Source organism: Alloyangia pacifica (assembly GCF_900116195.1).
In the GTDB taxonomy this organism is placed as follows: Bacteria; Pseudomonadota; Alphaproteobacteria; order Rhodobacterales; family Rhodobacteraceae; genus Salipiger; species Salipiger pacificus.
In genome coordinates this window covers 792,320-818,756 of record NZ_FOZW01000001.1, presented here as the reverse complement: position 1 = coordinate 818,756, position 26,437 = coordinate 792,320, and the positions used below count along the sequence as shown (strand labels likewise).

At 67.6% G+C, this 26,437-nt stretch carries 25 protein-coding genes and 1 tRNA gene; 15 read left to right on the top strand and 11 right to left on the bottom strand.

All coding sequences use genetic code 11. The features are described 5' to 3' along the window. Window positions 1–85 precede the first annotated feature (85 nt). The 5 genes from BM397_RS29240 (at window position 86) to BM397_RS03925 (ending at window position 6,306) form a co-directional block, all read left to right on the top strand. A complete protein-coding gene (locus tag BM397_RS29240; RefSeq protein ID WP_176806535.1) occupies window positions 86–232 on the top strand; it encodes a hypothetical protein in 147 nt (48 codons plus the stop codon). A 218-nt stretch (window positions 233–450) separates the two neighbouring features. Beyond that, on the top strand, window positions 451–1,899 hold the full coding sequence (gene guaB / locus BM397_RS03940; RefSeq protein ID WP_092422075.1) for an IMP dehydrogenase: 1,449 nt from the start codon (window positions 451–453) through the stop codon (window positions 1,897–1,899). Beyond that, entirely contained in the window at window positions 1,896–2,699 is an 804-nt protein-coding gene (locus BM397_RS03935) for an MBL fold metallo-hydrolase (protein WP_092422072.1), read from the top strand. Before guaB ends, BM397_RS03935 begins: the two co-directional genes overlap by 4 nt. Then, on the top strand, window positions 2,696–3,850 hold the full coding sequence (locus tag BM397_RS03930) for an RsmB/NOP family class I SAM-dependent RNA methyltransferase (protein WP_092422069.1): 1,155 nt from the start codon (window positions 2,696–2,698) through the stop codon (window positions 3,848–3,850). Before BM397_RS03935 ends, BM397_RS03930 begins: the two co-directional genes overlap by 4 nt. 137 nt (window positions 3,851–3,987) lie before the next feature. Continuing rightward, window positions 3,988–6,306, top strand: coding sequence for a hybrid sensor histidine kinase/response regulator (locus tag BM397_RS03925; protein WP_245696006.1), 2,319 nt, complete (start codon window positions 3,988–3,990; stop codon window positions 6,304–6,306). A gap of 14 nt (window positions 6,307–6,320) precedes the next feature. Here BM397_RS03925 and BM397_RS03920 read toward each other — a convergent pair whose 3' ends face one another. Beyond that, window positions 6,321–6,914 (bottom strand): gamma-glutamyl kinase, encoded by a 594-nt coding sequence (locus BM397_RS03920; RefSeq protein WP_092422066.1) that lies wholly within the window; start codon window positions 6,912–6,914, stop codon window positions 6,321–6,323. A 182-nt stretch (window positions 6,915–7,096) separates the two neighbouring features. Here BM397_RS03920 and recA point away from each other — a divergent pair, with 182 nt between their 5' ends. Then, window positions 7,097–8,164, top strand: a complete 1,068-nt coding sequence (gene recA / locus BM397_RS03915; protein ID WP_092422063.1) for a recombinase RecA — start codon at window positions 7,097–7,099, stop codon at window positions 8,162–8,164. A 294-nt stretch (window positions 8,165–8,458) separates the two neighbouring features. On the opposite strand, the gene BM397_RS03910 is transcribed toward recA, so the two are convergent. Next, the gene (locus BM397_RS03910) at window positions 8,459–8,782 is read right to left on the bottom strand and encodes a HesB/IscA family protein (RefSeq protein WP_092422060.1); all 324 of its coding nucleotides are present in this window, start codon (window positions 8,780–8,782) and stop codon (window positions 8,459–8,461) included. Between the two features lie 123 nt (window positions 8,783–8,905). Between BM397_RS03910 and BM397_RS03905 the strand changes: the two genes are divergently transcribed. The 7 genes from BM397_RS03905 to scpB all read left to right on the top strand — a co-directional run bounded on the left by BM397_RS03905 (window position 8,906) and on the right by scpB (window position 17,425). Further along, window positions 8,906–10,072, top strand: coding sequence for a deoxyguanosinetriphosphate triphosphohydrolase (locus BM397_RS03905; protein WP_092422057.1), 1,167 nt, complete (start codon window positions 8,906–8,908; stop codon window positions 10,070–10,072). Window positions 10,073–10,182: 110 nt separating this feature from the next. Next, window positions 10,183–12,048, top strand: a complete 1,866-nt coding sequence (locus BM397_RS03900) for a cation:proton antiporter (RefSeq protein WP_092422055.1) — start codon at window positions 10,183–10,185, stop codon at window positions 12,046–12,048. A gap of 125 nt (window positions 12,049–12,173) precedes the next feature. Beyond that, window positions 12,174–13,916, top strand: coding sequence for an arginine--tRNA ligase (gene argS / locus BM397_RS03895; protein WP_092422052.1), 1,743 nt, complete (start codon window positions 12,174–12,176; stop codon window positions 13,914–13,916). An 86-nt stretch (window positions 13,917–14,002) separates the two neighbouring features. Next, the gene (locus BM397_RS03890; protein WP_092422431.1) at window positions 14,003–14,941 is read left to right on the top strand and encodes an SPOR domain-containing protein; all 939 of its coding nucleotides are present in this window, start codon (window positions 14,003–14,005) and stop codon (window positions 14,939–14,941) included. Further along, a complete protein-coding gene (gene nagZ, locus BM397_RS03885) occupies window positions 14,938–15,939 on the top strand; it encodes a beta-N-acetylhexosaminidase (RefSeq protein ID WP_092422049.1) in 1,002 nt (333 codons plus the stop codon). The genes BM397_RS03890 and nagZ overlap by 4 nt, the downstream gene beginning before the upstream one ends. 6 nt (window positions 15,940–15,945) lie before the next feature. Further along, window positions 15,946–16,743 carry a segregation and condensation protein A gene (locus BM397_RS03880; protein ID WP_092422046.1) on the top strand — a complete coding sequence of 266 codons (798 nt, stop codon included), beginning with the start codon at window positions 15,946–15,948 and terminating at the stop codon, window positions 16,741–16,743. Window positions 16,744–16,753: 10 nt separating this feature from the next. After that, window positions 16,754–17,425: an SMC-Scp complex subunit ScpB gene (gene scpB / locus BM397_RS03875; protein ID WP_092422428.1), complete on the top strand. Its 672-nt coding sequence runs from the start codon at window positions 16,754–16,756 to the stop codon at window positions 17,423–17,425. 67 nt (window positions 17,426–17,492) lie between these two features. Here scpB and BM397_RS03870 read toward each other — a convergent pair whose 3' ends face one another. Continuing rightward, window positions 17,493–18,158: a DUF1236 domain-containing protein gene (locus tag BM397_RS03870; protein WP_092422425.1), complete on the bottom strand. Its 666-nt coding sequence runs from the start codon at window positions 18,156–18,158 to the stop codon at window positions 17,493–17,495. 355 nt (window positions 18,159–18,513) lie between these two features. On the opposite strand from BM397_RS03870, the gene BM397_RS03865 reads away from it, so the two are divergent. Further along, window positions 18,514–19,845, top strand: a complete 1,332-nt coding sequence (locus tag BM397_RS03865; RefSeq protein ID WP_176806534.1) for a diguanylate cyclase domain-containing protein — start codon at window positions 18,514–18,516, stop codon at window positions 19,843–19,845. 34 nt (window positions 19,846–19,879) lie between these two features. Here the strand turns inward: BM397_RS03865 and BM397_RS03860 are convergent, their stop codons facing one another. From BM397_RS03860 to BM397_RS03820, 8 genes are all read right to left on the bottom strand, one after another. Next, the gene (locus BM397_RS03860) at window positions 19,880–20,956 is read right to left on the bottom strand and encodes a 2'-deoxycytidine 5'-triphosphate deaminase (protein ID WP_092422040.1); all 1,077 of its coding nucleotides are present in this window, start codon (window positions 20,954–20,956) and stop codon (window positions 19,880–19,882) included. Window positions 20,957–21,229: 273 nt separating this feature from the next. Next, window positions 21,230–21,306 (bottom strand) — tRNA-Pro (locus BM397_RS03850). Between the two features lie 74 nt (window positions 21,307–21,380). Continuing rightward, on the bottom strand, window positions 21,381–22,319 hold the full coding sequence (locus BM397_RS03845) for a MerR family transcriptional regulator (protein ID WP_092422037.1): 939 nt from the start codon (window positions 22,317–22,319) through the stop codon (window positions 21,381–21,383). A gap of 100 nt (window positions 22,320–22,419) precedes the next feature. Continuing rightward, window positions 22,420–22,722 carry an integration host factor subunit alpha gene (gene ihfA / locus BM397_RS03840; protein WP_066106404.1) on the bottom strand — a complete coding sequence of 101 codons (303 nt, stop codon included), beginning with the start codon at window positions 22,720–22,722 and terminating at the stop codon, window positions 22,420–22,422. A 111-nt stretch (window positions 22,723–22,833) separates the two neighbouring features. Next, window positions 22,834–23,805, bottom strand: coding sequence for a beta-ketoacyl-ACP synthase III (locus BM397_RS03835; RefSeq protein ID WP_092422034.1), 972 nt, complete (start codon window positions 23,803–23,805; stop codon window positions 22,834–22,836). Beyond that, on the bottom strand, window positions 23,802–24,926 hold the full coding sequence (gene plsX, locus BM397_RS03830) for a phosphate acyltransferase PlsX (RefSeq protein ID WP_092422031.1): 1,125 nt from the start codon (window positions 24,924–24,926) through the stop codon (window positions 23,802–23,804). The genes BM397_RS03835 and plsX overlap by 4 nt, the downstream gene beginning before the upstream one ends. Before the next feature lie 24 nt (window positions 24,927–24,950). Next, window positions 24,951–25,157, bottom strand: coding sequence for a 50S ribosomal protein L32 (rpmF, locus tag BM397_RS03825; RefSeq protein WP_066106415.1), 207 nt, complete (start codon window positions 25,155–25,157; stop codon window positions 24,951–24,953). Window positions 25,158–25,328: 171 nt separating this feature from the next. After that, window positions 25,329–25,892 carry a YceD family protein gene (locus BM397_RS03820; protein ID WP_092422028.1) on the bottom strand — a complete coding sequence of 188 codons (564 nt, stop codon included), beginning with the start codon at window positions 25,890–25,892 and terminating at the stop codon, window positions 25,329–25,331. 94 nt (window positions 25,893–25,986) lie between these two features. Between BM397_RS03820 and BM397_RS03815 the strand changes: the two genes are divergently transcribed. Continuing rightward, on the top strand, window positions 25,987–26,433 hold the full coding sequence (locus BM397_RS03815) for an outer membrane protein assembly factor BamE (protein ID WP_092422026.1): 447 nt from the start codon (window positions 25,987–25,989) through the stop codon (window positions 26,431–26,433). Window positions 26,434–26,437 lie beyond the last annotated feature (4 nt).

The following is a 26,437-nucleotide window of genomic DNA, read 5'->3' as shown; positions in this document are numbered from 1 at the left end:
TGGCTGCGCGGGCGAAGGCGGGCGGGAAGGCGGGGCCATGCCCGCCATTAACCGCGCCGAAAGTGACCGTGTGGTTAATCGCCCCATGACCAATCCTCGCCCTCCCGGCGCGCGTCGCCGCCGCCGTCCGCAGATCCCGCGCCCGCGCCTCACCCGCGCCGCGGCGCTGTTGGCGGCATTTGTGCTGTCGGTTCCCTTCGCGGCGATCGCCGTGGTCGAGGCGCTCCGGTGATCGCGTCCACATGGTGAAAATATCCCGGGGGAGCCCGCAGGGCGGGGGCGGAGCCCCCCTTTGCGAACCGCGCGTCACCCCGCGTCCGACAAGGCCGGAAAGCGCCCGCGACGGGCCGGACACAGCCTGGCGCGTTGAATTTCCGTTGGGTCTTTCCCCCGCCGAACATCCGTGCAATAGGGACGTGCCAACCGATACCCTCCCAAGGAGCCGCCCCCATGGAGATTCGCGAGGCCTTCACCTTCGACGATGTCCTGCTGCTTCCCGCAGCATCCAGCGTTCTGCCGTCCACGGCCGACACGCGCACCCGCGTCACCAAGAGCATCGCGCTCAACATCCCGCTGCTCTCCTCCGCGATGGACACGGTGACCGAGGCGCGCATGGCGATCACCATGGCGCAGGCCGGCGGCATCGGGGTGATCCACAAGAACCTCGACGTCGAGAAGCAGGCGCAGGAAGTGCGCCGGGTGAAACGCTTCGAGAGCGGCATCGTCTACAACCCGGTGACGCTCACCCCCGATCAGACGCTGGCGGATGCGCAGGCGCTGACCGACCGCTACGGCTTCACCGGCTTCCCGGTCGTCGACGAGCAGCACCGCGTGGTCGGCATCGTCACCAATCGCGACATGCGCTTTGCTCAAAAGCCGGATACGCCGGTGCGGGTAATGATGACCTCGGAGAACCTCGCCATCCTGCGCGAGCCCGCCGATCGTGACGAGGCGATCAGCCTGATGAAGGGCCGCCGGATCGAGAAGCTGCTGGTCACCGATGCGAACGGCAAGCTCACCGGCCTGCTGACGCTGAAGGACACCGAGAAGGCCGTGCTCAACCCCACTGCCTGCAAGGACGAGCTGGGCCGCCTGCGGGTCGCTGCAGCCACCGGCGTCGGCGACTCGGGTTTCGAGCGCACCGAGGCGCTGATCGATGCGGGCGTCGACATCGTGGTGATCGACACCGCCCACGGTCACAGCGCCGGGGTGATCGACGCCGTGGCGCGGGCCAAGGCGCTGTCGAACCAGGTGCAGGTCATCGCCGGCAACGTGGCGACGGCGGATGCCACCCGCGCGCTGATCGACGCGGGCGCGGATGCGGTCAAGGTCGGCATCGGGCCGGGCTCGATCTGCACCACGCGCATGGTCGCCGGCGTCGGCGTGCCGCAGCTCACCGCCATCATGGATTGCGCCAAGGCGGCCGGTGACGTGCCGGTGATCGCCGATGGCGGCATCAAGTTCTCGGGTGATTTCGCCAAGGCCATCGCCGCGGGCGCTTCGTGCGCCATGGTGGGCAGCATGATCGCCGGTACGGATGAAAGCCCGGGCGAGGTGATCCTGTACCAGGGCCGTTCGTTCAAGGCCTACCGCGGCATGGGCAGCCTCGGCGCCATGGCGCGCGGCTCTGCCGACCGTTACTTCCAGAAGGACGCGGCGAGCGACAAGCTGGTGCCCGAGGGCATCGAGGGGCAGGTGCCGTACAAGGGCTCGGCCGGCGCGGTGATCCACCAGCTGGTCGGGGGGCTGCGTGCCGCCATGGGTTACACCGGCAACGCCACCGTCGAGGAAATGCGCAAGAACTGCAATTTCGTGCGCATCACCAACGCCGGCCTGTCGGAGAGCCACGTGCACGACGTGCAGATCACCCGCGAGTCGCCGAACTACCGGATCGGATGACCCAGGGCGTTGACCAGACCCCGCGCTGGCAGGGGGGCGGCACGACGCTCCTTTGCCTGCGCGACGGGACGCTGGGCCTCGGGGCGGATGTCTTCCCCGAGGTCTCGGCCGAGCGCATCGCCGCCGCCCATCGCGGCGGCGTTGCTGTTGACGTGAACGTGTTCCTGCTGCGCCATGCTGATGGCAGCCTCGATCTTGTCGATACCGGCTGCGGTTCGCTTTATGGCGAGGCGGGTGGCCGGCTCGTGGCATTGCTCGCCGCGCAGGGCGTTGAGCCCGGCGACATCGACCGGGTCATCTTCACTCACCTGCACGGGGATCACGTCGGCGGCGCGCTGACCGAGGCAGGCGAGGCGGCCTTCCCGAACGCCGCCTATCTCGCGCATGAGACCGACATCGCCCACTGGCACGGCAAGGACAGCCACGGCGGGCGTCTGCTGGAGGCCTGCGGCGAGCGCTTCCGCGCGGTGCAGAGCGGCGAGGATCTCGGCCACGGGCTGCGCAGCTGGCTCCTGCCGGGCCATACGCCCGGTCACATGGGGCTGCATTTCGCCGGCGGTTTCGCGCTGGTCGGCGACTTGCTGCATTCGCTGCCGCTGCAACTGCCCGACCCTTCGGTGCACACCAAGTTCGACATCGACAGCGTGCAGGCCACCCGGGTCCGCGTGCAGGCGCTGGATTGGCTTGCGGAGAGCGGCGTGCCGTTCAGCGGCAGCCATATCACCGCGACTGCCGCCAGCCCGAGCCCGATCCTGCGCGTTTCGCGGCAGGGCCGCGGTTACCTGCGGGGCGCGGCATGACCCCCGGCGCGCGGCTGCAGGCCGCCGCCGAGGTGCTCGACCGCATCGCCGCCGGAACACCGGCGGAGCAGGCTTTGCTCGGCTGGTCGCGCGGCGCGCGTTACGCCGGCTCCAAGGACCGCGCCGCGGTGCGCGATCACGTCTTCGACACGCTACGTCGCTGGCGTTCCACCGCCGTGCAGGGCGGCGGCGAGAGTGGCCGGGCGCGGCTGATCGGCCTTCTGCGCCAGCAGGGCATCGCGCCGGAGAGCCTGTTCACCGGGGACGGTCACGCACCGGCGGCGCTCAGCGCCGAGGAAGAGGCGGCGGGGCGGTCTCCCGAAGGGGCCGAGGCGCGCGACCTGCCGGACTGGATCGACAACCTGTTGCAGGACGGTCTCGGCGACGAAGCCGCCGCCGCAGCGGAGGCGCTGCGCGACCGGGCCGCGGTCTTCCTGCGGGTGAATACCCTGCAAGGAGACCTCGCCGCAGCGCAGGCCATGCTGGCCGAAGACGGTATCGAGACCCGACCGCACCCGCTCGCCGCAGGGGCGCTCGAGGTCACCGAAGGCGCCCGCCGCGTGGCGCAGAGCCGGGCCTTCGGTTCGGGTCTGGTCGAGCTGCAGGACGTGGCGAGCCAAGCGGTGGTCGAGGCGCTGCCGCTGACCAAGGGATTGCGGGTGCTGGACTATTGCGCCGGCGGCGGCGGCAAGGCCCTGGCCATGGCCGCGCGCACCGGCGGCGAGGTCGAGGCGCATGACGCCGATCCTCGCCGCATGTCGGACCTTCCGGCACGGGCCGAGCGGGCGGGGGCTCGCCTGCGGACCGTTGCGCGCCCCAAGGGGCCCTATGACCTCGTGCTTTGCGACGTGCCCTGTTCCGGCAGTGGCGCCTGGCGGCGCTCGCCAGAGGGCAAATGGCGGCTGACCCCGGAGCGGCTCGCGGAGCTGCAGGTGGTGCAGGGCGAGATCCTCGATATCGCGCAGGCGCTTGTGCGGCCCGGTGGCGTTCTGGCCTATGCCACCTGCTCGATGCTGGCGGTGGAGAACGGCGCGCAGATCGACGGATTCCTGACGCGCCACCCCGGCTGGACGCTGGAGATGAAGCGGCAGTTCCTGCCGGGCGACGGCGGCGACGGGTTCTTCTGCGCGCAGCTGCGACGCCCGGCCTGAGCACGGGCGCAGCACAGTCGCAGCACAGTCGCAGCGCCGGCGGTTGCCCTGACGCTTGGTCATGGGGTGATTCACTTTTGGTTAAGCCAGGTCATGCGACATGATGCGCGGGGATACGGATCGAAAGGGATGACCGCGTGACGCCAACCGCGTCTTACGAGGAACAGGACGGGCCCGCGCGGCTGCGGCAGGTACTGCCGGGGCTGGCCCTGGTCGGGGCGGGGGGCGCCTGCCTGACAATTGGCGTGCTTCTGCCTGGGCATTCCGCCGCCCCCGCGCTTTTTGCGGCGGCGGGGGCATTCCTTGCGCTAGGCGTGCTGATGGGGTTGCGGCGGCTGCTGGCGGTGCGCCGCGCCGGGCGGGCCTTTGCAACGCTGCGCCGCCTCGCAGAGGCCGATCCGGCCCCGGCGCTGATCGAGGCGGCCGATGGCCGCCTGCTGTTTGCCAATGATGCCGCGCTCGCGGCTTTCGGAACCGGGGAAACCCTGGCCGATCGGCTCGGCGTGGTGCTGCCGGATGCCGATATGATGATGCAGCGGCTGCGGCTGCTGGCGGGCGCGCGTGGCGCGAGCGAGGACGTGGCGACCCCGGCTGGCCGCCACCGGGTCACCGTGATTTCCGCAGGCGAGCTGAGCTGCTGGCGGATAGAACGCCTGCCGACGGGCAGCACCGGTCCGACCGCCGAGACCGTTGCCGTGGCAGAGGCGCAGAACGCGGCGGGCGATGCCCCGGTGCTCACCGTCGGGCGCAGTGGCGCGGTGCTCTACATGAACGCCGCGGCGCGGACCCTTCTGGGACGGCGGGTCAAACGGCTCGACGAGGTGCTGGAGACGCCGCCGCGCTCGGGAAAGGTGCAGCAGATCGTCACCCCCTCGGGGGTCCGCAACGTGCAGATTCGCTGCTCCGACGCCGGCGTCGGCCGGCAGGAGGTCGTGCTCCACCCGATGCCGGAGCAAGACCCGCAGCCGGCAGGGGTGCGTGACGGCGTCGATGAACTGCCGGTTCCCTTGCTGCGCCTCGCGCCGGACGGCCGCATCCTGCGCGCCAATGCCGAGGCCTGCCGCATGCTCGAGGTCCAGAGCGCCGACGGCAGCACCGTCGACGAACACATGGAGGGGCTGGGACGTTCGATCACCGACTGGCTCGCCGATGCCGCGGTCGGGCGCGGCTTGCATCGGTCGGAATTCCTGCGCCTCGTGCGTCCCGAACGCGAGGTCTTCGTGCAGGTCACGCTCAACTGCGTCATTCAGGCCGGGCAGGCCGAGCTGGTGGCGGTGCTCAACGACGCGACCGAGCTGAAATCGCTCGAGGCGCAGTTCGTGCAAAGCCAGAAGATGCAGGCCATCGGCCAGCTCGCCGGCGGCGTGGCGCATGATTTCAACAATCTACTGACCGCCATTTCCGGCCATTGCGATCTGCTGCTGCTGCGGCATGATCAGGGCGACGCGGATTATGCCGATCTCATGCAGATCAACCAGAACGCCAACCGCGCCGCCTCGCTGGTCGGCCAGCTGCTGGCCTTCTCGCGCAAACAGACGTTGAGTGTCGAGATGCTCGACCTGCGCGACACGCTGTCCGATTTGACGCACCTTCTGAACCGTCTGGTCGGCGAGAGAGTCCATCTGACCCTGCGCCACGATCCGGTGCTGCCGCCGATCCGCGGCGACCGTAGGCAGCTCGAACAGGTGATGATGAACCTCGTGGTGAACGCGCGCGATGCGATGCCCGAGGGCGGTGAGATCGTCATCGAGAGCGAGCGCTGCGTGGTGCACGAGCCGCTGCTGCGCGATCGCGCGAAGGTGGAGCCAGGGGCCTATGCCTGCGTCAAGGTGATCGATCAGGGATCAGGCATCCCGCAGGACAAGCTGCAGAAGGTCTTCGAGCCCTTCTTCACCACCAAGCGCACCGGCGAGGGCACCGGGCTCGGTCTGTCCACCGTCTACGGCATCGTAAAGCAGACGGGGGGCTTCATCTTCATCGACAGCGTTCCGGGCGAGGGCAGCTGCTTCACCCTGCTGTTCCCGGCCTACGAAGAAATCGCGGAGCCCGAGCTGGCCCCCGCCGAGGCCGCACCGGCGGCGGCGGCGCGGGACGGCAGCGTGGTGCTGGTGGTCGAGGACGAGGCACCGGTGCGCGCCTTTGCAACCCGCGCACTGCGCCTGCGCGGCTTCACGGTGATCGAAGCCGAGACCGCGGAACAGGCGCTCGAGGTCCTCGAAGACGAGACGCTGAAGGTCGATGTCTTTGTCACGGACGTGGTGATGCCCGGCCTCGACGGGCCAAGCTGGGTGCGCCGCGCACTAGAAAAACGGCCCGGCACGCGGGTGGTCTTCGTGTCAGGCTACGCCGAGGAGTCGCTCGACAAGAGCCGCGTGGCAGTGCCCAACTCGGTCTTCCTGCCCAAGCCCTTCTCGCTGAGCGAGTTGACCGAGACGGTGCGGCAGCAGCTGGGCTGAGCCGGCCTGACGGTCTAGCGGGCGCGCTCCCAGAGCTCGAAATCCGCCGCGCATTTGCGCCGCAGCCGCGCCTCGAGTTCCGCGGAGAGCGCGAGATCGGCGCGGGGCGAGACGTTCTCGCGCGGCAGGTCGAGGCTCAGCCCGAGGCGCTCTTCGAGAAAGGCGGTGATCGCCGCCTGGTTCTCGTATTTGAAAAGATGGCTGACCTCGGTGCCGTTGGGGCGCGGCTCGACGAATTTCGCCTGGCTGCCGACATTGGCGTAGGGCGGGCGCTCGCCGCGGGTGTAGGCCTCGACGAACTGATCGAAGCTGAGGCCGCGGGTCGAGGTGGGCTTGCCGTCGAGAAAGTCGCGCTGGCGATAGCGGTACCACGAGCCGAGCCAGGACACGGGCTCGCGCACCACCGCCATCAGCTCCATGTGCTCGACGCCCATTTTCTCGAACATCGGGCGGAAGAAACGGTTGTATCGGTAAACCGGCGCGTGCTTCAGCTCGGGCGGGTCGAGCACGCTTATCGAGGCGTGCGGCCCAAGTGCTGTCTCATAGGCCGATGTCCCCGTCTTGGGGACCGCGAGCAGCACAAGCCGCGCCTTCCAGAAAACCAGCATACCCCTGCCTCACACCGTGGTCTTTTTGTCGATAAACCACTCTTTAACCCTGTTTCGCAACAGTGAGAACAGATGGTGCTTGAAATGTTCTCCTTTTGGTCTCATAACCCCAATAAGAACAAGAGGCGAACAAAAGCAGCGATTGCCGCCCCGGACGCGGTATGAAATAAGGATCGGAAATCATGGCAACGGCAGATCTTCTGACTATGGACAGCAAGCGAAACGCGGACCGGCAAAAGGCACTCGACTCGGCGCTGGCCCAGATCGAGCGGCAGTTCGGCAAAGGCTCGATCATGAAGCTGGGCGGCGACAACGCCCTGCGCGACATCGAGGCGACCTCGACCGGCTCGCTCGGGCTCGACATCGCCCTCGGCATCGGAGGCCTGCCCAAGGGCCGGATCATCGAGATCTACGGCCCGGAAAGCTCGGGCAAGACCACGCTGACGCTGCATGCCGTGGCCGAGGAACAGAAGAAGGGCGGCGTCTGCGCCTTCGTCGACGCCGAACATGCGCTCGATCCGCAATACGCCAAGAAGCTGGGCGTCGACCTCGACGAGCTGCTGATCTCGCAGCCGGACACCGGCGAACAGGCGCTGGAAATCACCGACACGCTGGTGCGCTCCGGCGCGGTCAGCTTGGTGGTGGTCGACTCCGTCGCCGCGCTGACCCCCAAGAGCGAGCTCGAGGGCGACATGGGCGACAGCTCGGTCGGCGTGCACGCGCGCCTGATGAGCCAGGCGATGCGCAAGCTCACCGCCTCGATCAGCCGCTCGAACTGCATGGTGATCTTCATCAACCAGATCCGCATGAAGATCGGCGTGATGTTCGGCTCGCCCGAAACCACCACCGGCGGCAACGCGCTGAAGTTTTACAGCTCTGTGCGCCTCGACATCCGCCGCATTGGCGCGATCAAGGACCGCGACGAGGTGGTCGGCAACCAGACCCGCGTGAAGGTGGTGAAGAACAAGGTCGCGCCGCCGTTCAAGCAGGTCGAGTTCGACATCATGTATGGCGAGGGCATCTCCAAGACCGGCGAACTGCTGGACCTCGGAGTGAAGGCCGGCGTGGTCGACAAGTCCGGTGCCTGGTATTCCTACGGCGACGAGCGTATCGGCCAGGGCCGCGAGAACGCCAAGACCTTCCTCAAGGAAAACAGTCAGATCGCCAATGAGATCGAGGACAAGATCCGCGCGGCGCATGGGCTGGATTTCCACATGTCCGAGGAAGACGGGGACGTGACCGAGGATTGATCGCTCGGGGCGGGAGGGGCGCGGCCCCTCTTGGCCTGCGGCCAATTCACCCCGGCGTATTTTGAAAGAGAAGAAGGGCGCGTCCGGTTGTGGCGCGCTTTTTTGTTTTTTCGCAGGGGTTTGCTGGATGATGTTGAGGCTCGGGGTGAGCTTGTCATTGACCGTGCGGGGGAAAGGCCCTCGTGTCGCGGTCGACTTCAGGTATGTCGCGGGGGGTCTTGATAGGCCAACGAAAAGGGCCGCGGCGGGTGCCGCGGCCTTTTGGCGCATTGGACTGAGCCGTCGTGCGGCGGGTTACATCGAGAAGCTGGTGCCGCAGCCGCAGGAACTCGTGGCGTTCGGGTTCTCGATGGTGAAGCGCGCGCCGATCAGCTCCTCGGAGAAGTCGATCACCGCATCGGCGAGGAAGGGCAGCGAAACGCTGTCGACCACCACGCGCTCGCCGGCACGTTCGAGCACGAGATCGTCCTCGGCGGCCTCGTCGAGCTTGATGTCGTACTGGAAGCCCGAGCAGCCGCCGCCCTCGACGGCCACACGCAGGGCCTTGCCCTGCGCGCCGGCGCCGATCTCGGCGAGACGCTCATAGGCGCGGTCAGTCACTTTCGGGGGCAGGTTCATGGGGTGCCTCAAAGGTTTATCTCCCGGTCGGTCCATAATATAGGGATCCGCAAGAGCAGCGGCAACCGCCTGACATGCATCGGGCCGGGCCGCAAGACGAGGCACGTGAAAGGCATGAGGCAGATGGCGATCTATTCCTGCGATCCCGAGGGGGCACGGCCGCGCCGCGTGGCGGAGGAGGAGAGCACCTTCCGCTCCTGTTTCCAGCGCGACCGCGACCGGATCATCCACAGCTCCGCCTTCCGCAGGCTGAAGCACAAGACCCAGGTCTTCGTCGAGCACGAGGGCGATTTCTACCGCACGCGGCTGACCCACAGCATCGAGGTGGCGCAGGTGGCGCGTACCATGGCCGGCGCGCTGGGGTTGAACACCGACCTCACCGAGGCGGTGGCGCTGGCGCATGACCTTGGTCACACGCCCTTCGGCCACACCGGCGAGGACGCGATGCACGCGCTCATGGCGCCCTACGGCGGCTTTGATCACAACGCCCAGACCCTGCGCATCGTCACCCGTCTCGAATGCCACTACGCCGAGTTCGACGGGCTCAACCTCACCTGGGACACGCTCGAGGGCATCGCCAAGCACAATGGCCCGCTTCTGCCGCTGAAGGCGGGCGAGACGCTGCCACTGGCGCTGGCCGAGTACAACGCCGAGCACGATCTCGAGCTGGACACCCATGCCAGCGGAGAGGCGCAGGTTGCCGCCATCGCCGACGACGTGGCCTACAACAACCACGACCTGCAGGACGGGCTGCGCGCCGGGCTCTTCACCGAGGAAGAGATCGCCGAGCTGCCGCTGATAAAGCCCGCCTATGCCGAGGTCGACCGGCTTTACCCGCAGCTTGACGCCTACCGCCGCCGCCACGAGGCGCTGCGCCGTGTGTTCGGCTACATGGTCAGCGACGTGATCGACACCAGCCGCGCGCGGCTTCAGGCCGCAAACCCTGAGAGCTGCGACGACATCCGCCGTCTCGGGCGGCCGGTGGTGGCCTTCTCGGACGAGATGTTCCAGGAACTGAAGCAGGTGCGGCACTTCCTTTTCACGCGCATGTACCGCGCGCCTTCGGTGGTGGTGATCCGTGAGAAGGTGACCCAGGCGCTGATGGAGCTTTTCCCGATCTACATGGACAACCCGCTGCTGCTGCCGGCCCGCTGGCGCGCGACCGATCCCACCGGCGAGACCGAGCTGGCGCGGATGGTGGCCGATTACGTCGCCGGGATGACCGACCGTTTCGCGCTGCTGCAGCACGCCAAGCTGACTGGCACCGACATCCTGCACGACGCGCGCTGAGGCGCTGTTCGGCGGACCGGACTCCCATGGGTCCTCATCGCACTGGACAGATCGCACCCGCGCGCCAGATCATGGCGGCGGGAGGACGCAGCCAGGCGAAAGGGCGCTGAATGACGGGACCTGAAACAGGCGGCATCGACCCGCTGCTGGGCTTTGCCCTCGTTGGCGCGCTCGGCGTCGGCTCGCAATGGCTGGCCTGGCGGATGAAATTGCCGGCAATCGTGGTGATGCTGGTGGCGGGTCTGGCCATCGGGCCGGGGCTTGGCGTCCTCGATCCGCGCGGCGATTTCGGCGACCTGATGGAGCCGATGCTGGCGATCGCCGTGGCGATCATCCTCTTCGAGGGCGGGCTGACGCTGAACTTCCAGGGGTTGCGCGATGCCCGGCTGGGTGTGCGGCGGCTGATCTTCGTCGGCGCGCCGCTCGGCTGGATCGCCTCGGCGGCGGCGCTGCACTGGGTGGCGGGGCTGAGCTGGGAGAGCGCGGCGGTCTTCGGCGGCATCATGATCGTCACCGGCCCGACGGTGATCGCGCCGCTGTTGCGCCAGGCGCGGCTGAAACACCGTCCCGCCGCGTTGCTGCAATGGGAGGCGATCGTCAACGATCCCGTCGGCGCGCTGGCCGCTGTTCTGGCTTTCGAGGTGGTCTCTGTGCTTGCCGACGCGGCCTCGCTGGGCGAGGCGATGGTCGACATGATCGTCGGTATCCTCGCGGCCTCGGCGCTCGGACTGCTGGGCGGCTGGGGGCTGGCGCAGGCGTTCAAGCGCGGCAAGGTGCCGGAGTACATGAAGGTGCCGGTGCTCTTCGTGTCGATGCTGGTGGTTTTCGCGCTGGCCGACTCGGTGCTGCATGAAAGCGGGCTGCTGGCGGTGACGCTGATGGGCGTGTGGATCGCCAACGCCGGCCTGCCGAGCTACGAGGAGATGCGCCGTTTCAAGGAACACGCGACGATCCTGCTGGTCTCGGGGGTGTTCATCCTGCTCGCCGCCAACATGAGCCGCGAGATGCTGGGCTCGCTGGACTGGCGGGCGCTGGCCTTCGTGGCCTCGGTGATCCTGCTGGCGCGGCCTTTGCCGGTGCTGATCTCGCTGATCGGCACCAATGTCCCGTGGCAGGAGCGTCTTATGGTCGCCTTCACCGGGCCGCGCGGCGTGGTCCTGGTGGCGGTGGCGGGGCTGTTTGCGCAGCGGCTGGTGGCGCTCGGATTCGAGGATGCGGGGCGGATCCCAGCGCTCGCCTTCGCGCTGGTGGCGGCGACGGTGGTGCTGCACGGCTTCACCCTCGCGCCGCTGGCCCGCGCCCTGGGGCAGACCGCCACCGAGACGCCCGGCGTGGTGATCACCGGCGGCTCGCGCTGGTCGGTGGCGCTGGGGCTGGCGTTGAAGAAGCTCGAGCTGCCGGTGTTGATCGCCGACCCCAACCGCGCGCACCTTCGGGACGCGCGCGAGGCCGGGCTCGACACGTTCTTCGGCGACATCCTGTCCGAAGCGGCCGAGCACCGGCTCGACCTGGTCAGCTACGAGAGCCTGATCGCCGCCACCGACAACGACGCCTACAACACGCTGGTGGCCACCGACCTTGCCACCGACTTTGGCCGCGAGCACATCTTCCAGCTCAAGCGCGCGCGCGACACGTCGACACGGCACGCGCTTCCTGCGACGCTCGGTGGGCGGCGGCTCGGCCCGGACGAGAGCTACTGGGAGGCCAACGCGCGCATCTCCGAGGGCTGGGAATTCCGCGTCTCGCGGCTCACCGAGGAGTTCACCATGAAGGATTGGCGCGAGAAGAACCCGCGCGCCGAGATCGTGGCGGACCTCGGGCCGAACGGCACCTTTCGGCTGCTCGGCCCGGACGACACGCCCAAGGAAGCCGACGGCGTGCGGCTGGTGGTGCTGGCGCCCAAGCGCGAGGAACGCTCGGAGGCGCGGCGGGACGAGAATGGCAACGACACGCTGAAGGGGGCGAAGGCGGAGTAGGGCGACCCTCCATCCGGCCCCGGTCCGCGAGGCGCACCGGCTTTCCGCCATGTCCCCGCAATCTCGGCATTTGACCCCGCGGGCCAAGATGGTAGAGGAGCATCCGACCGTATGGAGACAGACAGATGAACCTCTTCACCGACATTCGCGCGCTTGTGATTCAGGCGATCGAAGCGCTGCAGGCCGAAGGCGCGCTGCCCGAGGGCCTCGCCACCGCCGCCGTGACGGTGGAGCCGCCGCGAGATGCCTCGCATGGCGACATGGCGACCAACGCCGCGATGGTGCTCGCCAAGCCCGCCAAGCAGAAGCCGCGCGACATCGCCGAGGCGCTGGCTGCCAAGCTGGGCGCCGACAGCCGCATCGCCCTCGCCGAAGTGGCCGGCCCGGGCTTTCTCAACCTGCGCCTCGACCCCTCGGTCTGGCAGGCGCTGCCGGCGGCCGTGCTGAAGTCGGGCACCGATTACGGCCGCTCGGGCATGGGGCAGGGGCTCAAGGTCAACGTCGAATACGTCTCGGCCAACCCCACCGGCCCGATGCACGTCGGTCACACCCGCGGCGCTGTCTTCGGCGATGCGCTGGCCTCGCTGCTGGCCTATGCCGGCTATGACGTCACCCGCGAGTACTACATCAACGACGGTGGCGCGCAGGTCGACGTGCTGGCGCGGTCGGTATACCTGCGCTACCTCGAAGCGCATGGCCGCACGGTCGAGTTCGAGGCTGGCACCTATCCGGGCGAATACCTGATCGAGGTCGGCGCGAAGCTGAAGGCGCAGGTCGGCGACAAGTATGTCGACCAGCCCGAGTCCGAATGGCTCGCAGAGGTGCGCGAGTTCGCCACTGACGAGATGATGGGCATGATCCGCGAGGATCTGGCGCTGCTCGGCGTGAAAATGGACCACTTCTTCTCGGAAAAATCGCTCTACGGCACCGGCAAGATCGAGGCGGCCATCGAGTCGCTGACCGAGAAGGGCCTGATCTACCGCGGCGTGCTCGAGCCGCCGAAGGGCAAGAAGCCCGAGGATTGGGAGCCGCGCGAGCAGACGCTGTTCAAATCCACCGAACACGGCGATGACGTCGACCGCCCGATCATGAAGTCGGACGGCAGCTGGACCTATTTCGCGCCCGACATCGCCTATCACTACGACAAGGTGAGCCGCGGCTTCGACATGCTGATCGACGTCTTCGGCGCCGACCACGGCGGCTACGTCAAGCGGATGAAGGCTGCGGTCTCGGCGCTGTCGGATGGCAAGGTGCCGCTCGACATCAAGCTGATCCAGCTGGTCAAGCTGTTCAAGAACGGCGAGGAATTCAAGATGTCCAAGCGGGCAGGGACCTTCGTGACCCTGCGCGACGTGGTCGAAGAGGTGGGCCCGGATGTCACCCGCTTCGTCATGCTGACCCGCAAGAACGACGCCTCGCTCGACTTCGACTTCGCCAAGGCCGTCGAGCAGAGCCGCGAGAACCCGGTGTTCTACGTGCAATATGCCCACGCCCGCGTCTGCTCGGTGCTGCGCAAGGCCGTCGAGGCCGGAATTGACGTGTCGGACGAGGCGCTTGCCGGTGTTGATCTCTCTGGCATGACGCATGAGGCCGAGCTTTCGCTGGCCAAGAAGGTCGCCGAATGGCCGCGCATCGTCGAGATCGCAGCGAAGGGCCACGAGCCGCATAAGGTCGCCATCTGGCTCAACGAGCTGGCTTCCGACCTGCACGGTCTGTGGAACCGCGGCCACGACGAGCCGGACCTGCGCTTCCTGCAGGACGATGCGACTGTCAGCCAAAGCAAAATCGCGCTGGCACGGGCCGTCGCGGTTGTCATTTCGGCGGGTCTTGGTATCTTGGGCGTGACCCCGGCAGAAGAGATGCGCTGATCCAAAGGCGCCTCGGGGCGATTGAGCAGAGCAAGATGGCCGGCGGGGAGTCCCTGTGCCGGCCCGACAGGCAGACCGAGGCAAACATGGCGGATTACCCCTACGACGGGCCGGAAGCACCGGCCCCGACCGGGCGGAAGGCAGCTTCCCTGGCGAACTGGGCCGGCGCGGCGGTATCGCTGGCGCTGGTCGTTGGCGTCGGGATGTGGGGCTACGAGCTTCTCATGCGGGACGTGAACGGCATCCCCGTGGTGCAGGCGATGGAAGGCCCGATGCGGGTCGCTCCCGAGGATCCGGGAGGCTCCACCGCCGATCACATCGGCCTCGCGGTAAATGCCGTGGCGGGCACCGGCCTCGCCGAGCCCGGTGCCGACCGCCTGCTGCTGGCGCCCCAGGGGATCGGTCTGTCGGACGAGGACATCCCGCAGAACAAGCTGACCGCGCAGCGGGAGCGACAGGCGCAGGTTGCGCAGGCCGCGCTCGAAGAGGGCGATCCGCTTGCCGAGATCGACGCTGAGGGAGAAGAAATCGACCCCATTCAGGCACTTGCCGACCAGATCGCGGCCAACGCCCGCCCGCTCACCGACCTCGATGGCGCGGATGGCGAGGGCGAGCTGGTGGCCAGTGTCACCGGTGCCGCCCCGGCCGGTGCGCTGATCCGTTCGCGCCGCCCGGAGACCCGTCCCGGCGATCTGCTGAACCAGCCCGTGGCGCTTGCTCCGGCCGCGCCCGAAGCCGCAGGACCCGCCGAGGTCGACCCCACCTCGCTGCCCGCCGGCACCCGGCTCGCGCAGCTCGGGGCCTATGCCAGCGAAGACGTGGCGCGGCAGGAGTGGGAGCGTTTCAGCGCCCGCTTCGGCGAGTTCATGGATGGCAAGGACCGGGTGATCGAACGCGCCAGCTCCGGCGGGCGCACCTTCTACCGTCTGCGTGCCGCGGGCTTCGACGATCTCGCCGACGCGCGCCGCTTCTGCGCCGCCTTCGTCGCCGAGAACGCCGACTGCATCCCGGTGACCACGCGATGAGCCGCTTCGGAGCCACGATCCTCGCGCCGCTCGGTCTGACCTTGAGTGCCGAGGAGAAACGCTTTTTCGCCGAGGCAAATCCCTTCGGCTTCATCCTCTTTGCGCGCAACGTCGAGAGCGCCGAGCAACTTCGGGCGCTGACCTCTGACCTGCGGGCCGCCGTCGGCTGGCACGCGCCGGTCTTCGTCGATCAGGAGGGCGGCCGGGTACAGCGCCTGCGTGCGCCGCTGGCCACCGAGTTCCTGCCGCCGCTCGACGAGGTGGCGCTGGCCGGCCCCGATGCTGCCCGCGCCATGGAGCTGCGCTTCCGCATCATCGCCGCCGAATTGCTTGCGGTGGGCATCGACGGTGACTGCGCACCGATGCTCGACGTCGCGCGCCCGGGCACCCATGCCTTCCTGCGCAATCGCTGCTACGGCGAGAGTGTCGAGACCGTGGTCGCCATGGGCAAGGCGGTGGTGAAGGGGCTGACCGAGGGCGGCGTGCTGCCGGTGATGAAGCACCTGCCGGGACATGGCCTCGCACAGCTCGACAGCCACAAGGATCTGCCGCGGGTCTCCGCGCCGCGCGATGAGCTGGAAGCGATTGATTTCGCGGCCTTCCGGCCCTTTGCCGATCTGCCGCTCGCGATGACCGCGCATCTTGTCTACGAGGGCCTCAACACGCGCCCCGCCACCGTCGATCCCGAGATGGTCGCGCTGATCCGCGACAATATCGGCTTCATGGGCCTGCTGATGAGCGACGACCTGTCGATGGAGGCGCTTTCGGGCAGCATCGGAGAGCGCGCCGGGGCGACCATCGCCGCCGGTTGCGACGTGGCGCTGCATTGCAACGGCAAGATGGAAGACATGGTGCCGGTGGTCGAGGCCGCGGGCGTGATGAGCGAGGCGGCGCAGGCACGGGCCGAGGCGGCGCTCGCCACCCGCACCATCCCTGCCGAGATTGACATCACGGCGCTCAGGGCGGAGCATGAGGCCTTGCTGGCCGGGCACCGCTGATCACCGATGCAGGACGATGCGCAACTGGAGTTCGAGACGCTCAGCGTCGCCGACCGCATTGCGGCCGAGGCGCTGATCGTCGACGTCGAGGGCTACGAGGGGCCGCTCGACCTCCTGCTGTCGCTGTCGCGCACGCAGAAGGTCGATCTGCGCAAGGTTTCGATCCTCGAGTTGGCCCGCCAGTACCTGGGTTTCGTCGAGAAGGCCAAGGCGCTGCGCATCGAGCTGGCTGCCGACTATCTGGTCATGGCCGCCTGGCTCGCCTTCCTGAAATCGCGCCTGCTGCTGCCGCCTGACCCGACCGAAGAAGGGCCTTCGGGCGAGGAACTCGCGGCACATCTGGCGTTCCAGCTGCAGCGGCTGCAGGCGATGCGCGACGTTGCTGCGCGGTTGATGGCGCGCGACCGTCTGGGCCGGGATTTCTTTGCCCGCGGTGTGCCCGAGGACATGCAGCGGATCCGGCGGGTGAAATACAGTGCCTCGTTGCTCGATCTGATGCAGGGTTATGCCCGCACCCGCACCCGCGACGATTTTCGCCCCTTCGTGATGGACCGCCACGATGTCTTCACCATGGAGCAGGCGCTCGACCGTATGCGCGGGATGATCGGCTTTGCCGGTGACTGGACCGACATCTGCCGCTGGCTGCCCGACGGCTGGTCCGAAGACCCGCAGCGCTGGCGTTCGGCCACGGCAGCCACCTTCGCCGCCTCGCTGGAGTTGGTGAAGGAAGGCCACGCCGAGATACGCCAGAACGACACATTCGCGCCCATCGAGCTGCGCAAGAGAGAGACCCCGCGTGAGTGACGACATCGAGATGACCCGCGCCGAGCGGCGTGCGGCGCAGGACGACACCGAAAGCCTCTTCGCAGCGCCGCCCATGGGCGATCAGGAGCGCATGGTCGAGGCCATCCTCTTTGCCTCCGCCGAGCCGGTGAGCGTGCGCGAGCTGGAAGAGCGCATGCCACATGGCTGCGATCCGGCAGAGGCGCTGGCCTACCTGCGCAAGCGTTACGAGGGCCGGGGCGTGCATGTGGTGCGCGTCGGCGATGCCTGGGCGATCCGCACCGCGCCCGACCTCGGCTTCCTGATGCAGAAGGAGACGGTGGAGACGCGCAAGCTGTCGCGTGCGGCGATCGAGACGCTGGCAATCATCGCCTACCACCAGCCGGTCACCCGTGCCGAGATCGAGGAAATCCGCGGCGTCAGCGTCTCGCGCGGGACCGTCGACCAGCTGCTCGAGATGGAATGGATCCGCTTCGGTCGCCGCAAGATGACCCCGGGCCGGCCGGTGACCTTCGTGGTGACCGAGGAGTTCCTCGACCACTTTGGTCTCGAGAGCGCGCGCGACCTTCCGGGGCTGAAAGAGCTGCGGGCCGCGGGGCTGCTGGACAACCGGCCGCCGCCGGGCGTGGTGCCACTCGGCGAGCGAGACGCGGACGACGAAGACGAGGAGGCCCCGGGCCAGTCCGAGCTTTTCGAGGACTGATCCCGGCAGCTCTACGAAAAAAAAGGCCCCGCGAAGCGCGGGGCCTTTTCGTATTTATCTCAGGTCGTTAGCGAACGACCTTCACGATGCGGCGGGTCTCGGGGTCGATCAGCACCTGCTGCTGGTTGACGTTCAGGTAGGAGTAGTCGCTCTCCGGAACCTCATAGACGGTGATCTCCTGCGGGATGCCCGCACCGACGGCAACTTCACCGTCGAGGTAAACCGGCTCAACCGGGTTCGACTCGACGTAGGTGATGGACTTTTCCTCGACATTGCTGGAGGCACCGGCAACGGCACCGATCACGGCACCTGCAGCCACGGCGGCCGGGCCACCGACGATCAGCGAGCCCACAGCGGCACCCCAGGCACCGCCCACGCCAGCACCGGCGGCAGCGTTGCTGGTGTCGTCATAGGTGACGGTCTTAACCTCGACGCGGTCGCGGTTCTCATAAAGCACCACCGGCTCCTCTTCGATCGGGGTCGTCAGGTAGGCCGAATAGGCCCAGCCCGAGGTGCCCTGATAGCTCACTTCGCACCATTCGGCGTCTGCGAGGCAGCCTTCGACGTCGACTTCGGCGGTCGAGGGGATGACGCTTTCGATGGCATACTGCGGGCCGGGGCCCGAACGCAGGTTCAGATCGGTGGTCGCCGAAGCGCTCATCGCGGCGGCAACGGGGGCGGCGGCAAGGCCAACGAGCGGAAGCGAGAGCAGGAGCGTTTTCTTGGTGTTCATGATCAAGTCCTTTCAGGTCTCTGGCGGTCGACCCTTTGGTGCCGCCTTGTGACCCTTCCAACACCGCCCGGGTGATCTTGTTCCGGTTTCAGGTGAAAAATTGGTCGGAAGTGATTGAATTTCGGTGTTTTGAGCGAGTTTCCCCGCAGGGCCGCCCACGCGTGGAACCGACACATCTGGGTGGGAGTTAGTACGCCCCTCTTTGGTCAACCTTGAACATTTGAAGAGTGTTTGACGTAACTCGCGCCGACTGATCCCGGTGATCCGCCGCGAGCCCACCCTTGCTTAGCGCTCTGTTAAGGGGCGCCGTATGAGCATCGCTTCCTCGCTTACGGTTCTCAGGAGGTTCAGGACGATGGACTACGGCGCCCGGTTCCACGCTCTCAAGGCCCGCGACGGGGTCTTTCTGAGCCCTTCTCACCCCAGCCTTCGGCCACTGGCCTGGACGCGCAAGGTTTGCCTGGTGCTGGCGGGCGCGGTGCTGCTGGTCGCCGCCGAGGGACATATCTACGGTATCTCGCGTCTCTACGCGCCCGCTGGCGAGAGCGCACTCTCGCTGCCGACGCTACTGGCCGGCACCGGCGCCGTGGCGGCGACGATGCTGCAACGTCCGCTGCGCCGCTCGAGCCAGCGCGAGACGCTGGTCTGGGCCCTGGTGATCGCCGTCTGCCTGATCACCGGGCTCGGCTACCGCGCGGGCATCGAGTTCGGGGCGGGGCGCATGGGGCTCAATACGGCGATCTCCTACGTGCTTCTCGCTGGCGGGCAGCTGTGCTACCGGCGGCTGCCGATGTCGTCTTTCGGCCTTTCGATCATGGCCCTCGGCCTGCCGTTCGTCGCGGCGATCGGCTATCTCAACAACGCGCCGCTGCTGTTCGGACAGATGTCGCTCTCGACCTCGGCGCTGCTGCTGGCCCTTGGCGTGGCCAACGTGGCACGCCACGCCCGCAAGGCGGTGCTGCGGCCGCTGGTCAGCGGCTCGAAGTCGGGGCGCGCGGTGCGCGGCATCCTGCTGGCCTGGCTCGCGCTGGTCGCATCGCAGGCGGTGAGTGTGCGCTTCGTACCCGCGCCGTTGCTGCCGACCTCAGGGGTCGCGGTGATGGTGGTCGATGCGCTGGCGATGCTCGCGGTGATCCTCTTCCTGGGTATGAAATACGATGCCAATGCCACACGGCTGCGGCTGACCGAATGGCGGCTCTACAACGCGGCGCTCCGCGATCCTGCGACCGGCATGCGCGGGCGGGCCTCGGCGGAGCTCTACAGTGCCACCTTCGGGCCGATCACCAGCCATGGGCTAATCCTGATCGAGATTGACGATCTTGGGGCGCTGAGCCAGCGCTTCGGCCCGGCAAGCGCCGAGCGGGTGCTGCGCCTGGTCGCAGCGCGGCTGCAGCGCGACCTCAGCCCCGAGGAGCTGCTCTGCCGGGAGGAGGAACTGGGCCTGCTGCTCATGTGCCGCAATTGTACGATCGGGACGCTGGGCGCCCGCGCCGAGGAACTCTGCGCGCTCGCGGCGGATCTGCGCGACCCCGAGCGCGAGATGATGCGGATCGATCTCTCCGCTGCGGCGGTGATGGCGCGGCGTGGCGATGGCGAACTGGGACCGGCGATTCGGCGGGCGCGGGCGGCTTTGCGCCAGTCGCGGTCCGGAGGCAGCCCGCGCGTCGTTCTGTGCGAGGCGGCCTGAGCAGACCGTGGACCCGCCGCAGTCTGCGCGCGGATCAGCTGCGGAAGTGTTTGGACAGCTTGAGGCCCTGTCCCTGGTAGTTCGATGCAATGCCCGCGCCATAGAGCTGCGCGGGGGGCTCATCCATCCGCTCGTAGACCAGACGGCCAACGATCTGCCCATGCTCGAGGACGAAGGGTGCCTCGTGGCAGCGCACCTCAAGCACGCCGCGCGAGCCGGTGCCCCCGGCGGCGGAATGGCCGAAGCCGGGATCGAAAAAGCCCGCGTAATGCACGCGGAACTCGCCGACCATGGCGAGATAAGGGGCCATTTCCGCGGCAAAGCGCGGCGGGATGTGCACCGCCTCTCGGCTGACCAGGATATAGAATGCGTCAGGGTCGAGGATCAACTGCCCACGCGAGGCGTGCAGCGGGTCCCAGAAGTCCGCCGGGTCGTAATGGCCGATGCGGTCGAGGTCGATCACCCCGGTGTGCGGCTTGGCGCGCCAGCCCACGAGATCGCTGTCCTCGGGGCGCAGATCCACCGAGAAGCCAAGCCCGTCGCCGATCACCGCGGGGCCGCCGGTGACCAGCGTTTCGGCGGCATGCAGGTCCTTCAGCTCGGCATCGCTCAGGATCGACTGGCCGCGGCGGAATCGGATCTGGTTGAGCCGCATGCCGGTGCGCGCCAGCACGGAGAAGGAGCGGGGGCAGATCTCGGCATAGAGCGGCCCCTTGTAGCCCGCTGCGATCCGGTCGAACTCGGTGCCGCCGTCGGTGATCGTGCGGGTCAGCAGATCGAGCCGGCCGGTCGAGCTCTTGGCGTTCGCCACGGCGGTCAGGTCATCGGGCAGATCGAGGCTTTCAAGCAGCGGCACCACGTAGACGCAGCCTTTTTCGAGAACCGCGCCCTCGGTCAGATCGACCCGGTGCATCTCGAATTCCTCGAGCCGCGTCGCCAGCGAGCGGCCCTCTCCGGCGAGGAAGGAGGCGCGCACGCGGATCGCCTCGCGACCGAGCCTCAGGTCGAGGCTGGCGGGCTGGATCTGCCCGTCGACCAGCGGGGTCTCGATGCGGATCGCCCCGCTCTCCACGAGCGCCGAAATCTGCTGGCTGGCGAGCACCCCTGTCATCGTCACGTTCCCCTGTATTGCGTTGATCGTGCTTAGCAAGCGCGCTGCACGAAGGGAACGAGGAATGCGCATGTGCAAGCGCTGCAGGGCCGGCGGTGCGACGCGGAAGCCGCGCAGAGATGGGCCAGCGTGCAGAAAGGCTCGGGTAAAACCCGGATCGCGGGGCAGGGTCGAAGGCGCATGGATTTCCGCTTTTTCGCCAGCGGCTTGGCGGTGCCGTTTCCTCGTCCCGATGCCGGGGCGGACAAGTCAGAAACGGCGTAGGGGAGAATTTGGTCGGGCTAGCAGGACTCGAACCTGCGACCTTCCGTCCCCCAGACGGACGCGCTACCAGGCTGCGCTATAGCCCGACTTGTGAGGCCGTTTCATACTGGTTTTCACCGGACGCACAACCCCCCTCGTGCAAGTTTTTTCACCAATCTCGTCAGGTCGGTTCAGCGCCCTGCCGCGCGGCCACGAAGGCCTGCAATGCGACCAGCTGCGCAGACAGTTCAGCGGCCCGTTCCGGAGCCACGTGGCGGACATCCGCGAGAAGCGCCAGCGGGCCCGGAGCGGGCAAAGGCAGGGCGTCGAGATCGGGAAGTTCGGGCAGGACAGCTTCCGGGAGCGGGGCTGCGCCACGTTCCTCAAGCGAGTCGGTGAGAAAGCCGGGCAGGGCGTCGGGAGCTGATCCTTTGGTCTCCAAGGCGGTGACGGCCTCGGGGTCCTCGTCCCAGAGCGCGGTCTGCTGCGGCGCATGTGGCGCAGGGTCTTCGCTTTCGGGAAAGAGCGGTGTGGTCGCGGCGAGCACGGGCATTTCGTCCTGAGCGGGGTCCTCGTCGCTCTTCTCGGAGACGGGGGCCTCGGGCTCGGGCTCGGGGTCCTGGGCGCTGGCAAGCTGCGCAAAGGGGAGCACCGTGGCGCTTTCCTGAGGCGCCGCAGGCTCGTCTAGTGGCATAGGCTCTTCGACAGCGGCATCTCCGGCCCCGGACGCGACCGCCACAGACCGGTCCACCTCGGCCATTTCGCCCGCCGCACCTTCGGTTGCAGAGGCCTCGAACGCGGCCTCCTGCGGGGGCGGAGCGCTGGCCGTGTCCTCTTCCAGAAGTTCCGACGGCGGGGCGATGCCCGCGACGTGTTTCACGCCCTGTTCGCGCAGGACCTTCTGCACGCCCTTGATGGTCAGCCCGTCGTCATGCAGCAGCTGGCGGATGCCGGCGAGCAGCGCAACGTCGCCCGGGCGGTAGTACCGCCGTCCCCCGGCGCGTTTGACGGGCTTCACCTGGCTGAACTTGGTTTCCCAGAAGCGCAGCACGTGTGCCGGCGTGTCGAGAAGCTCCGCCACCTCGGAGATGGTGCGGAATGCGTCGCGCGACTTGCTCATGCGGTCTTACCCCCTCCTGCGCACGGGCGGGCGCGCAGGTTTCAGATGGTCTTGGATCGATCGGGGCGCAGGGCCGGAGATGCGGAGGCGCTGCGCCGGACTACGACTTGTTCCCCTCGGCAACCCGTTCCTTCATCAGGTGGGACGGGCGGAAGGTCAGGACGCGGCGCGGCTGGATCGGCACTTCTTCCCCGGTCTTGGGGTTGCGACCGATGCGCGCCGCCTTGTCCCGCACCGAGAAGGTGCCGAAAGACGAGATCTTCACCTGTTCGCCACGGACCAGGGCATCGGACATGTGCTGCAGCACCGACTCGACGAGTTCGGCGCTTTCGTTGCGCGACAGCCCGACCTCGCGAAACACCGCTTCGCTGAGATCCATGCGCGTCAAAGTCTTGTCACTCATTTGGCAGCCTCCCAAGGTTGCGCCACAGCATAGGGGGGAGGCGGATTCCGAGTCAAGCAGCCCTTGCCGGCTCGGAGCCTGCAAGGGCCGGATTTTGCCGGATTTTTGCGCTTACCAGCGCAGGACGACAGCGCCCCAGGCCAAACCGCCGCCGATCGCCTCGGTGACGACGATGTCGCCCTGCTTGATCTTGCCCTCGGCCTTGCCGACCGACAGCGCCAGCGGAATCGAGGCGGCGGAGGTGTTGCCGTGGTCCTGAACGGTGACAACGACGCGCTCCATCGGCAGGCCCAGCTTCTTGGCGGTGCCGTTGATGATGCGGATGTTGGCCTGGTGCGGCACGACCCAATCGACCTCTTCCGAGGTCACGCCGGCCTTCTCCATGGCCGCGGTCGCGGTCTTGGCGAGTTTCTCCACCGCGTGGCGGAAGACTTCCTTCCCCTCCATCCGCAGGTGGCCGGTGGATTGCGTCGAGACGCCGCCGTCGACATAGAGCAAGTCACGGAACTGGCCGTCCGAATGCAGGTCGACGGAAAGAATGCCGCGGTCGGCGGAGGTGCCCGCGCCCTCGGAGGCCTCGAGGATCAACGCGCCCGCGCCGTCACCGAAGAGCACGCAGGTGGCGCGGTCGGTCCAGTCCATGATGCGCGAGAAGGTCTCGGCCCCGATCACCATGACGCGCTTGGCCTGTCCCGAGACGATCATCGCGTTTGCGGTCGACAGGGCATAGACGAAGCCGGCGCAGACCGCCTGTACGTCGAAGGCAAAGCCGCCGGACATGCCGATGCGCGCCTGCACCATGGTGGCAGCAGAGGGGAAGGTCAGGTCGGGCGTCGAGGTGGCAACGATCAGTGCGTCGAGATCAGAGGCCTCGAGCCCGGCATCCTTCAGCGCCGCCTCGGCCGCGTTGGCGGCGAGCATCGAGGTGGTTTCCCCCTCGGCGGCGAAGTGGCGGCGTTCGATGCCCGAGCGCGAGCGGATCCATTCGTCGGAGGTGTCGAGAGTGGTCTCGAATTCCGCGTTGGGGACCACACGCTGGGGCAGGTAATGCCCGATGCCCGCGACCTTCGCCCTGATGCTCATATGCCTGTTCCGTTTTTCTTTGTATCTGTGGCCTCCGCCGGGTCGGCGGTGGCCTCGGTGTCGGCGCTGGCGGCGGCGCTCGCAACGCGGGCGGCCAGCCTGTCGCCGAAGCCGGACTGCGCGAGGTCATAGGCCAGTTCCACCGCTGCGGCCACCCCGGTGGCATCCGCGGCGCCGTGGGATTTCACCACGGTGCCGTTGAGTCCGAGGAAGACACCACCGTTCTTGCGGCGCGGATCCACGCGTGCCTGCAGGCGCTTGAGCGAACTCAGGGCAAGCAGCGCAGCAAGGCGCGACAGCGGCGAGTAGGTGAAGGCCTCGCGCAGAAGTGAATTGATGAGCGAGGCGGTGCCTTCGCCGGTCTTCAGCGCGATGTTGCCGGTGAAGCCGTCGGTGACGATCACGTCGCAGCGCTTGCCGGGGATGTCGCCCCCCTCGACGAAGCCGACGTAGTCGAAGCTGCCGGCCTCGGCGTTTGCGGCGATCAGCTCATGCGCGGCCTTCAGCTCGGCGCGGCCCTTGTGCTCTTCGGTGCCGACGTTCAGCAGGCCGATGCGCGGACGCTCGAGGTTGAGGCCGTTGCGGGCGTAGGATGCCCCCATCATGGCGTATTTCAGCAGGTCATCCGCATCGGCGCGGATGTCCGCGCCGACGTCGAGCATGACGTTGTAGCCCTGCGGGTTGCGCGAGGGCCAGAGCACCGCGATGGCGGGGCGGTTGACCCCGGGCAGCTTGCGCAGCCGCACCATCGACAGCAGCATCAGCGCGCCGGTGTTGCCGCAGGAGACCGCCACGGTGGCCTCGCGGTTGCGCACCGCATCGACCGTGGACCACATCGAGGTGTCCTGGCCGTTGCGCATCACGTGGCTCGGCTTGTCTTCCATCGACACGACGCCGGAGGCATCGCGAATCTCGACCTGGGCGGGCAAGCCTTTGTGCTTGTCCACCAGGGGGCGCAACTCGGCCTCGGGTCCGTGCAGCAGGAAGCGGACATCGCGATGCTTCCGCGCAAAGGCGGAAAGACCGGCAACGATGGTTGCCGGCCCGCGATCGCTTCCCATAGCGTCGATGGAGAGGACCAGAGGCCCGTGCGCCTGACGGTTATCCATTGCGGATGTCATGCGACGACCGGGCCTTTCAGCAGCTTATGCCGCGTCTTCGTCCAGGTCGATCTCGTCAGCCATGGCGACGACCTCACGGTCGGCATAGTGGCCGCAGGACGGGCAGACGTGGTGCGGGCGCTTGAGTTCGCCGCAGTTGCTGCACTCGTTGGGGTTGGCCGCGACCAGCGCGTCATGGGCGCGACGGTTGTTGCGGCGCGATTTCGATACTTTGTTCTGTTGGACGGCCATGTCTCAACCTCGATTGTTCGCGTGTGGGGGCTATACGGGTGCCCGATAACGTTCGGGCGTGCCCGGCCTCATAGTCTTAACCCATGGTGGCTGGCAACCCGGAATTCCGATGAAGGCGCGAAAATAGGTAATTCCTGCAAAGACGCAAGAGAGATTTCGCGCTCAGAGGCCTCAGTCCTCGTCTTTTTCACCCTTCGAGAGTCGATCGCGCAGTTCCGAGAGCCCGGCAAACGGGTTCGGACGAGATTCGGAGAGGTCCTCTTCGGGCGCCTCGGGGGCGGCCTCGGCCATTTTCTCCGCCGCCTCGCTGCGCGGGTAGGGCGGCAGGGCCAGCGACAGGGCCTCGGTGAGAATCGTGCGGAGGTCGATGACGTCGGGCAGCGGCTCTTCCTCGTCCTCGGGCACCTCGACCTCGGAGCCGGGATCGGGCTCCGCGATCTGCTGCGCCGGGCGGAAGAGCAGCGAAACCTGCTCGTCGATCCGGGTGGTTACCGGGTCGAGCGTGACGACGCAGGGCTGGACCACCGTGGCGCCGAGTTCCGCGGTGAGCCGGTAGGCACCGCCCGCCTCGGGGGTGAGCTTTCCGGCCAGCCGGGCCTTGCGCAGACCCAGCAGGCCGAGCTGTCCGGCGATCGCGGCGCGATCGTCGGCGTCGGGGCGCAGGTCGAATTCCGTGGGCACGTCGCGGCGCATCGTCGAGACCCGAAGCCGCGCGGAGTTTCCGCCTCTGTCCATGAGCTCGCCTTTCCTTTGCTTGAAGCGCTTGGCTCGGTTGTGTAATGCGGGATAGAAGGCCCTCAGGGGCAAGGCAAGGGGCAGGACTGCGTCCATGGTATCACGGTTGAGATTTGCGCTTCTGGCTGGAACTGCAGCGCTGGGACTGGCTGCCTGCTCGGCGCAGTACCGGACGCATGGCTACGTGCCGCGCGAGGATGATCTTCTGCAGATCGTGCCCGGCATCGACACGCGCGCCACGGTGGAAGACGTGATCGGCGTGCCCTCTGCCTCGGGGGTGACCGATCAGGGCGGCTACTACTACATCGAGTCGCAGGTCCGCAGCTTCGCCTGGCAGGAGCCCGAGATCGTCGACCGCAAGGTGCTGGCGATCACCTTCGACGGCCAGGGCGTTGTCAGCAACATCACCCGCTACGGTCTCGAGGACGGCAACGTCGTGCCGCTCACGCGCCGGATCACCCGGACCAGCGATGGCGAACTGGGCTTCATCCGCAGGCTCTTCGGGAACATCGGCAGCCTGGCGCTCGGCGACCTGGAATAAGCGT

What these genes read in the sequence shown, in the direction of transcription:
- BM397_RS03870 (WP_092422425.1), bottom strand. Translation starts at nt 18,158, where the DNA reads ATGAACACCAAGAAAACGCTCCTGCTCTCGCTTCCGCTCGTTGGCCTT.
- BM397_RS03910 (WP_092422060.1), bottom strand. Translation starts at nt 8,782, where the DNA reads ATGAACCTGCCCCCGAAAGTGACTGACCGCGCCTATGAGCGTCTCGCC.
- scpB (WP_092422428.1), top strand. Translation starts at nt 16,754, where the DNA reads ATGACCCGCGCCGAGCGGCGTGCGGCGCAGGACGACACCGAAAGCCTC.
- argS (WP_092422052.1), top strand. Translation starts at nt 12,174, where the DNA reads ATGAACCTCTTCACCGACATTCGCGCGCTTGTGATTCAGGCGATCGAA.
- BM397_RS03815 (WP_092422026.1), top strand. Translation starts at nt 25,987, where the DNA reads ATGGTATCACGGTTGAGATTTGCGCTTCTGGCTGGAACTGCAGCGCTG.
- BM397_RS03860 (WP_092422040.1), bottom strand. Translation starts at nt 20,956, where the DNA reads ATGACAGGGGTGCTCGCCAGCCAGCAGATTTCGGCGCTCGTGGAGAGC.
- BM397_RS03835 (WP_092422034.1), bottom strand. Translation starts at nt 23,805, where the DNA reads ATGAGCATCAGGGCGAAGGTCGCGGGCATCGGGCATTACCTGCCCCAG.
- BM397_RS03905 (WP_092422057.1), top strand. Translation starts at nt 8,906, where the DNA reads ATGGCGATCTATTCCTGCGATCCCGAGGGGGCACGGCCGCGCCGCGTG.
- BM397_RS03845 (WP_092422037.1), bottom strand. Translation starts at nt 22,319, where the DNA reads ATGAGCAAGTCGCGCGACGCATTCCGCACCATCTCCGAGGTGGCGGAG.
- BM397_RS03820 (WP_092422028.1), bottom strand. Translation starts at nt 25,892, where the DNA reads ATGGACAGAGGCGGAAACTCCGCGCGGCTTCGGGTCTCGACGATGCGC.
- BM397_RS03890 (WP_092422431.1), top strand. Translation starts at nt 14,003, where the DNA reads ATGGCGGATTACCCCTACGACGGGCCGGAAGCACCGGCCCCGACCGGG.
- BM397_RS03900 (WP_092422055.1), top strand. Translation starts at nt 10,183, where the DNA reads ATGACGGGACCTGAAACAGGCGGCATCGACCCGCTGCTGGGCTTTGCC.
- ihfA (WP_066106404.1), bottom strand. Translation starts at nt 22,722, where the DNA reads ATGAGTGACAAGACTTTGACGCGCATGGATCTCAGCGAAGCGGTGTTT.
- recA (WP_092422063.1), top strand. Translation starts at nt 7,097, where the DNA reads ATGGCAACGGCAGATCTTCTGACTATGGACAGCAAGCGAAACGCGGAC.
- BM397_RS03930 (WP_092422069.1), top strand. Translation starts at nt 2,696, where the DNA reads ATGACCCCCGGCGCGCGGCTGCAGGCCGCCGCCGAGGTGCTCGACCGC.
- BM397_RS03880 (WP_092422046.1), top strand. Translation starts at nt 15,946, where the DNA reads ATGCAGGACGATGCGCAACTGGAGTTCGAGACGCTCAGCGTCGCCGAC.
- BM397_RS03920 (WP_092422066.1), bottom strand. Translation starts at nt 6,914, where the DNA reads ATGCTGGTTTTCTGGAAGGCGCGGCTTGTGCTGCTCGCGGTCCCCAAG.
- nagZ (WP_092422049.1), top strand. Translation starts at nt 14,938, where the DNA reads ATGAGCCGCTTCGGAGCCACGATCCTCGCGCCGCTCGGTCTGACCTTG.
- guaB (WP_092422075.1), top strand. Translation starts at nt 451, where the DNA reads ATGGAGATTCGCGAGGCCTTCACCTTCGACGATGTCCTGCTGCTTCCC.
- BM397_RS03935 (WP_092422072.1), top strand. Translation starts at nt 1,896, where the DNA reads ATGACCCAGGGCGTTGACCAGACCCCGCGCTGGCAGGGGGGCGGCACG.
- rpmF (WP_066106415.1), bottom strand. Translation starts at nt 25,157, where the DNA reads ATGGCCGTCCAACAGAACAAAGTATCGAAATCGCGCCGCAACAACCGT.
- plsX (WP_092422031.1), bottom strand. Translation starts at nt 24,926, where the DNA reads ATGACATCCGCAATGGATAACCGTCAGGCGCACGGGCCTCTGGTCCTC.
- BM397_RS29240 (WP_176806535.1), top strand. Translation starts at nt 86, where the DNA reads ATGACCAATCCTCGCCCTCCCGGCGCGCGTCGCCGCCGCCGTCCGCAG.
- BM397_RS03865 (WP_176806534.1), top strand. Translation starts at nt 18,514, where the DNA reads ATGGACTACGGCGCCCGGTTCCACGCTCTCAAGGCCCGCGACGGGGTC.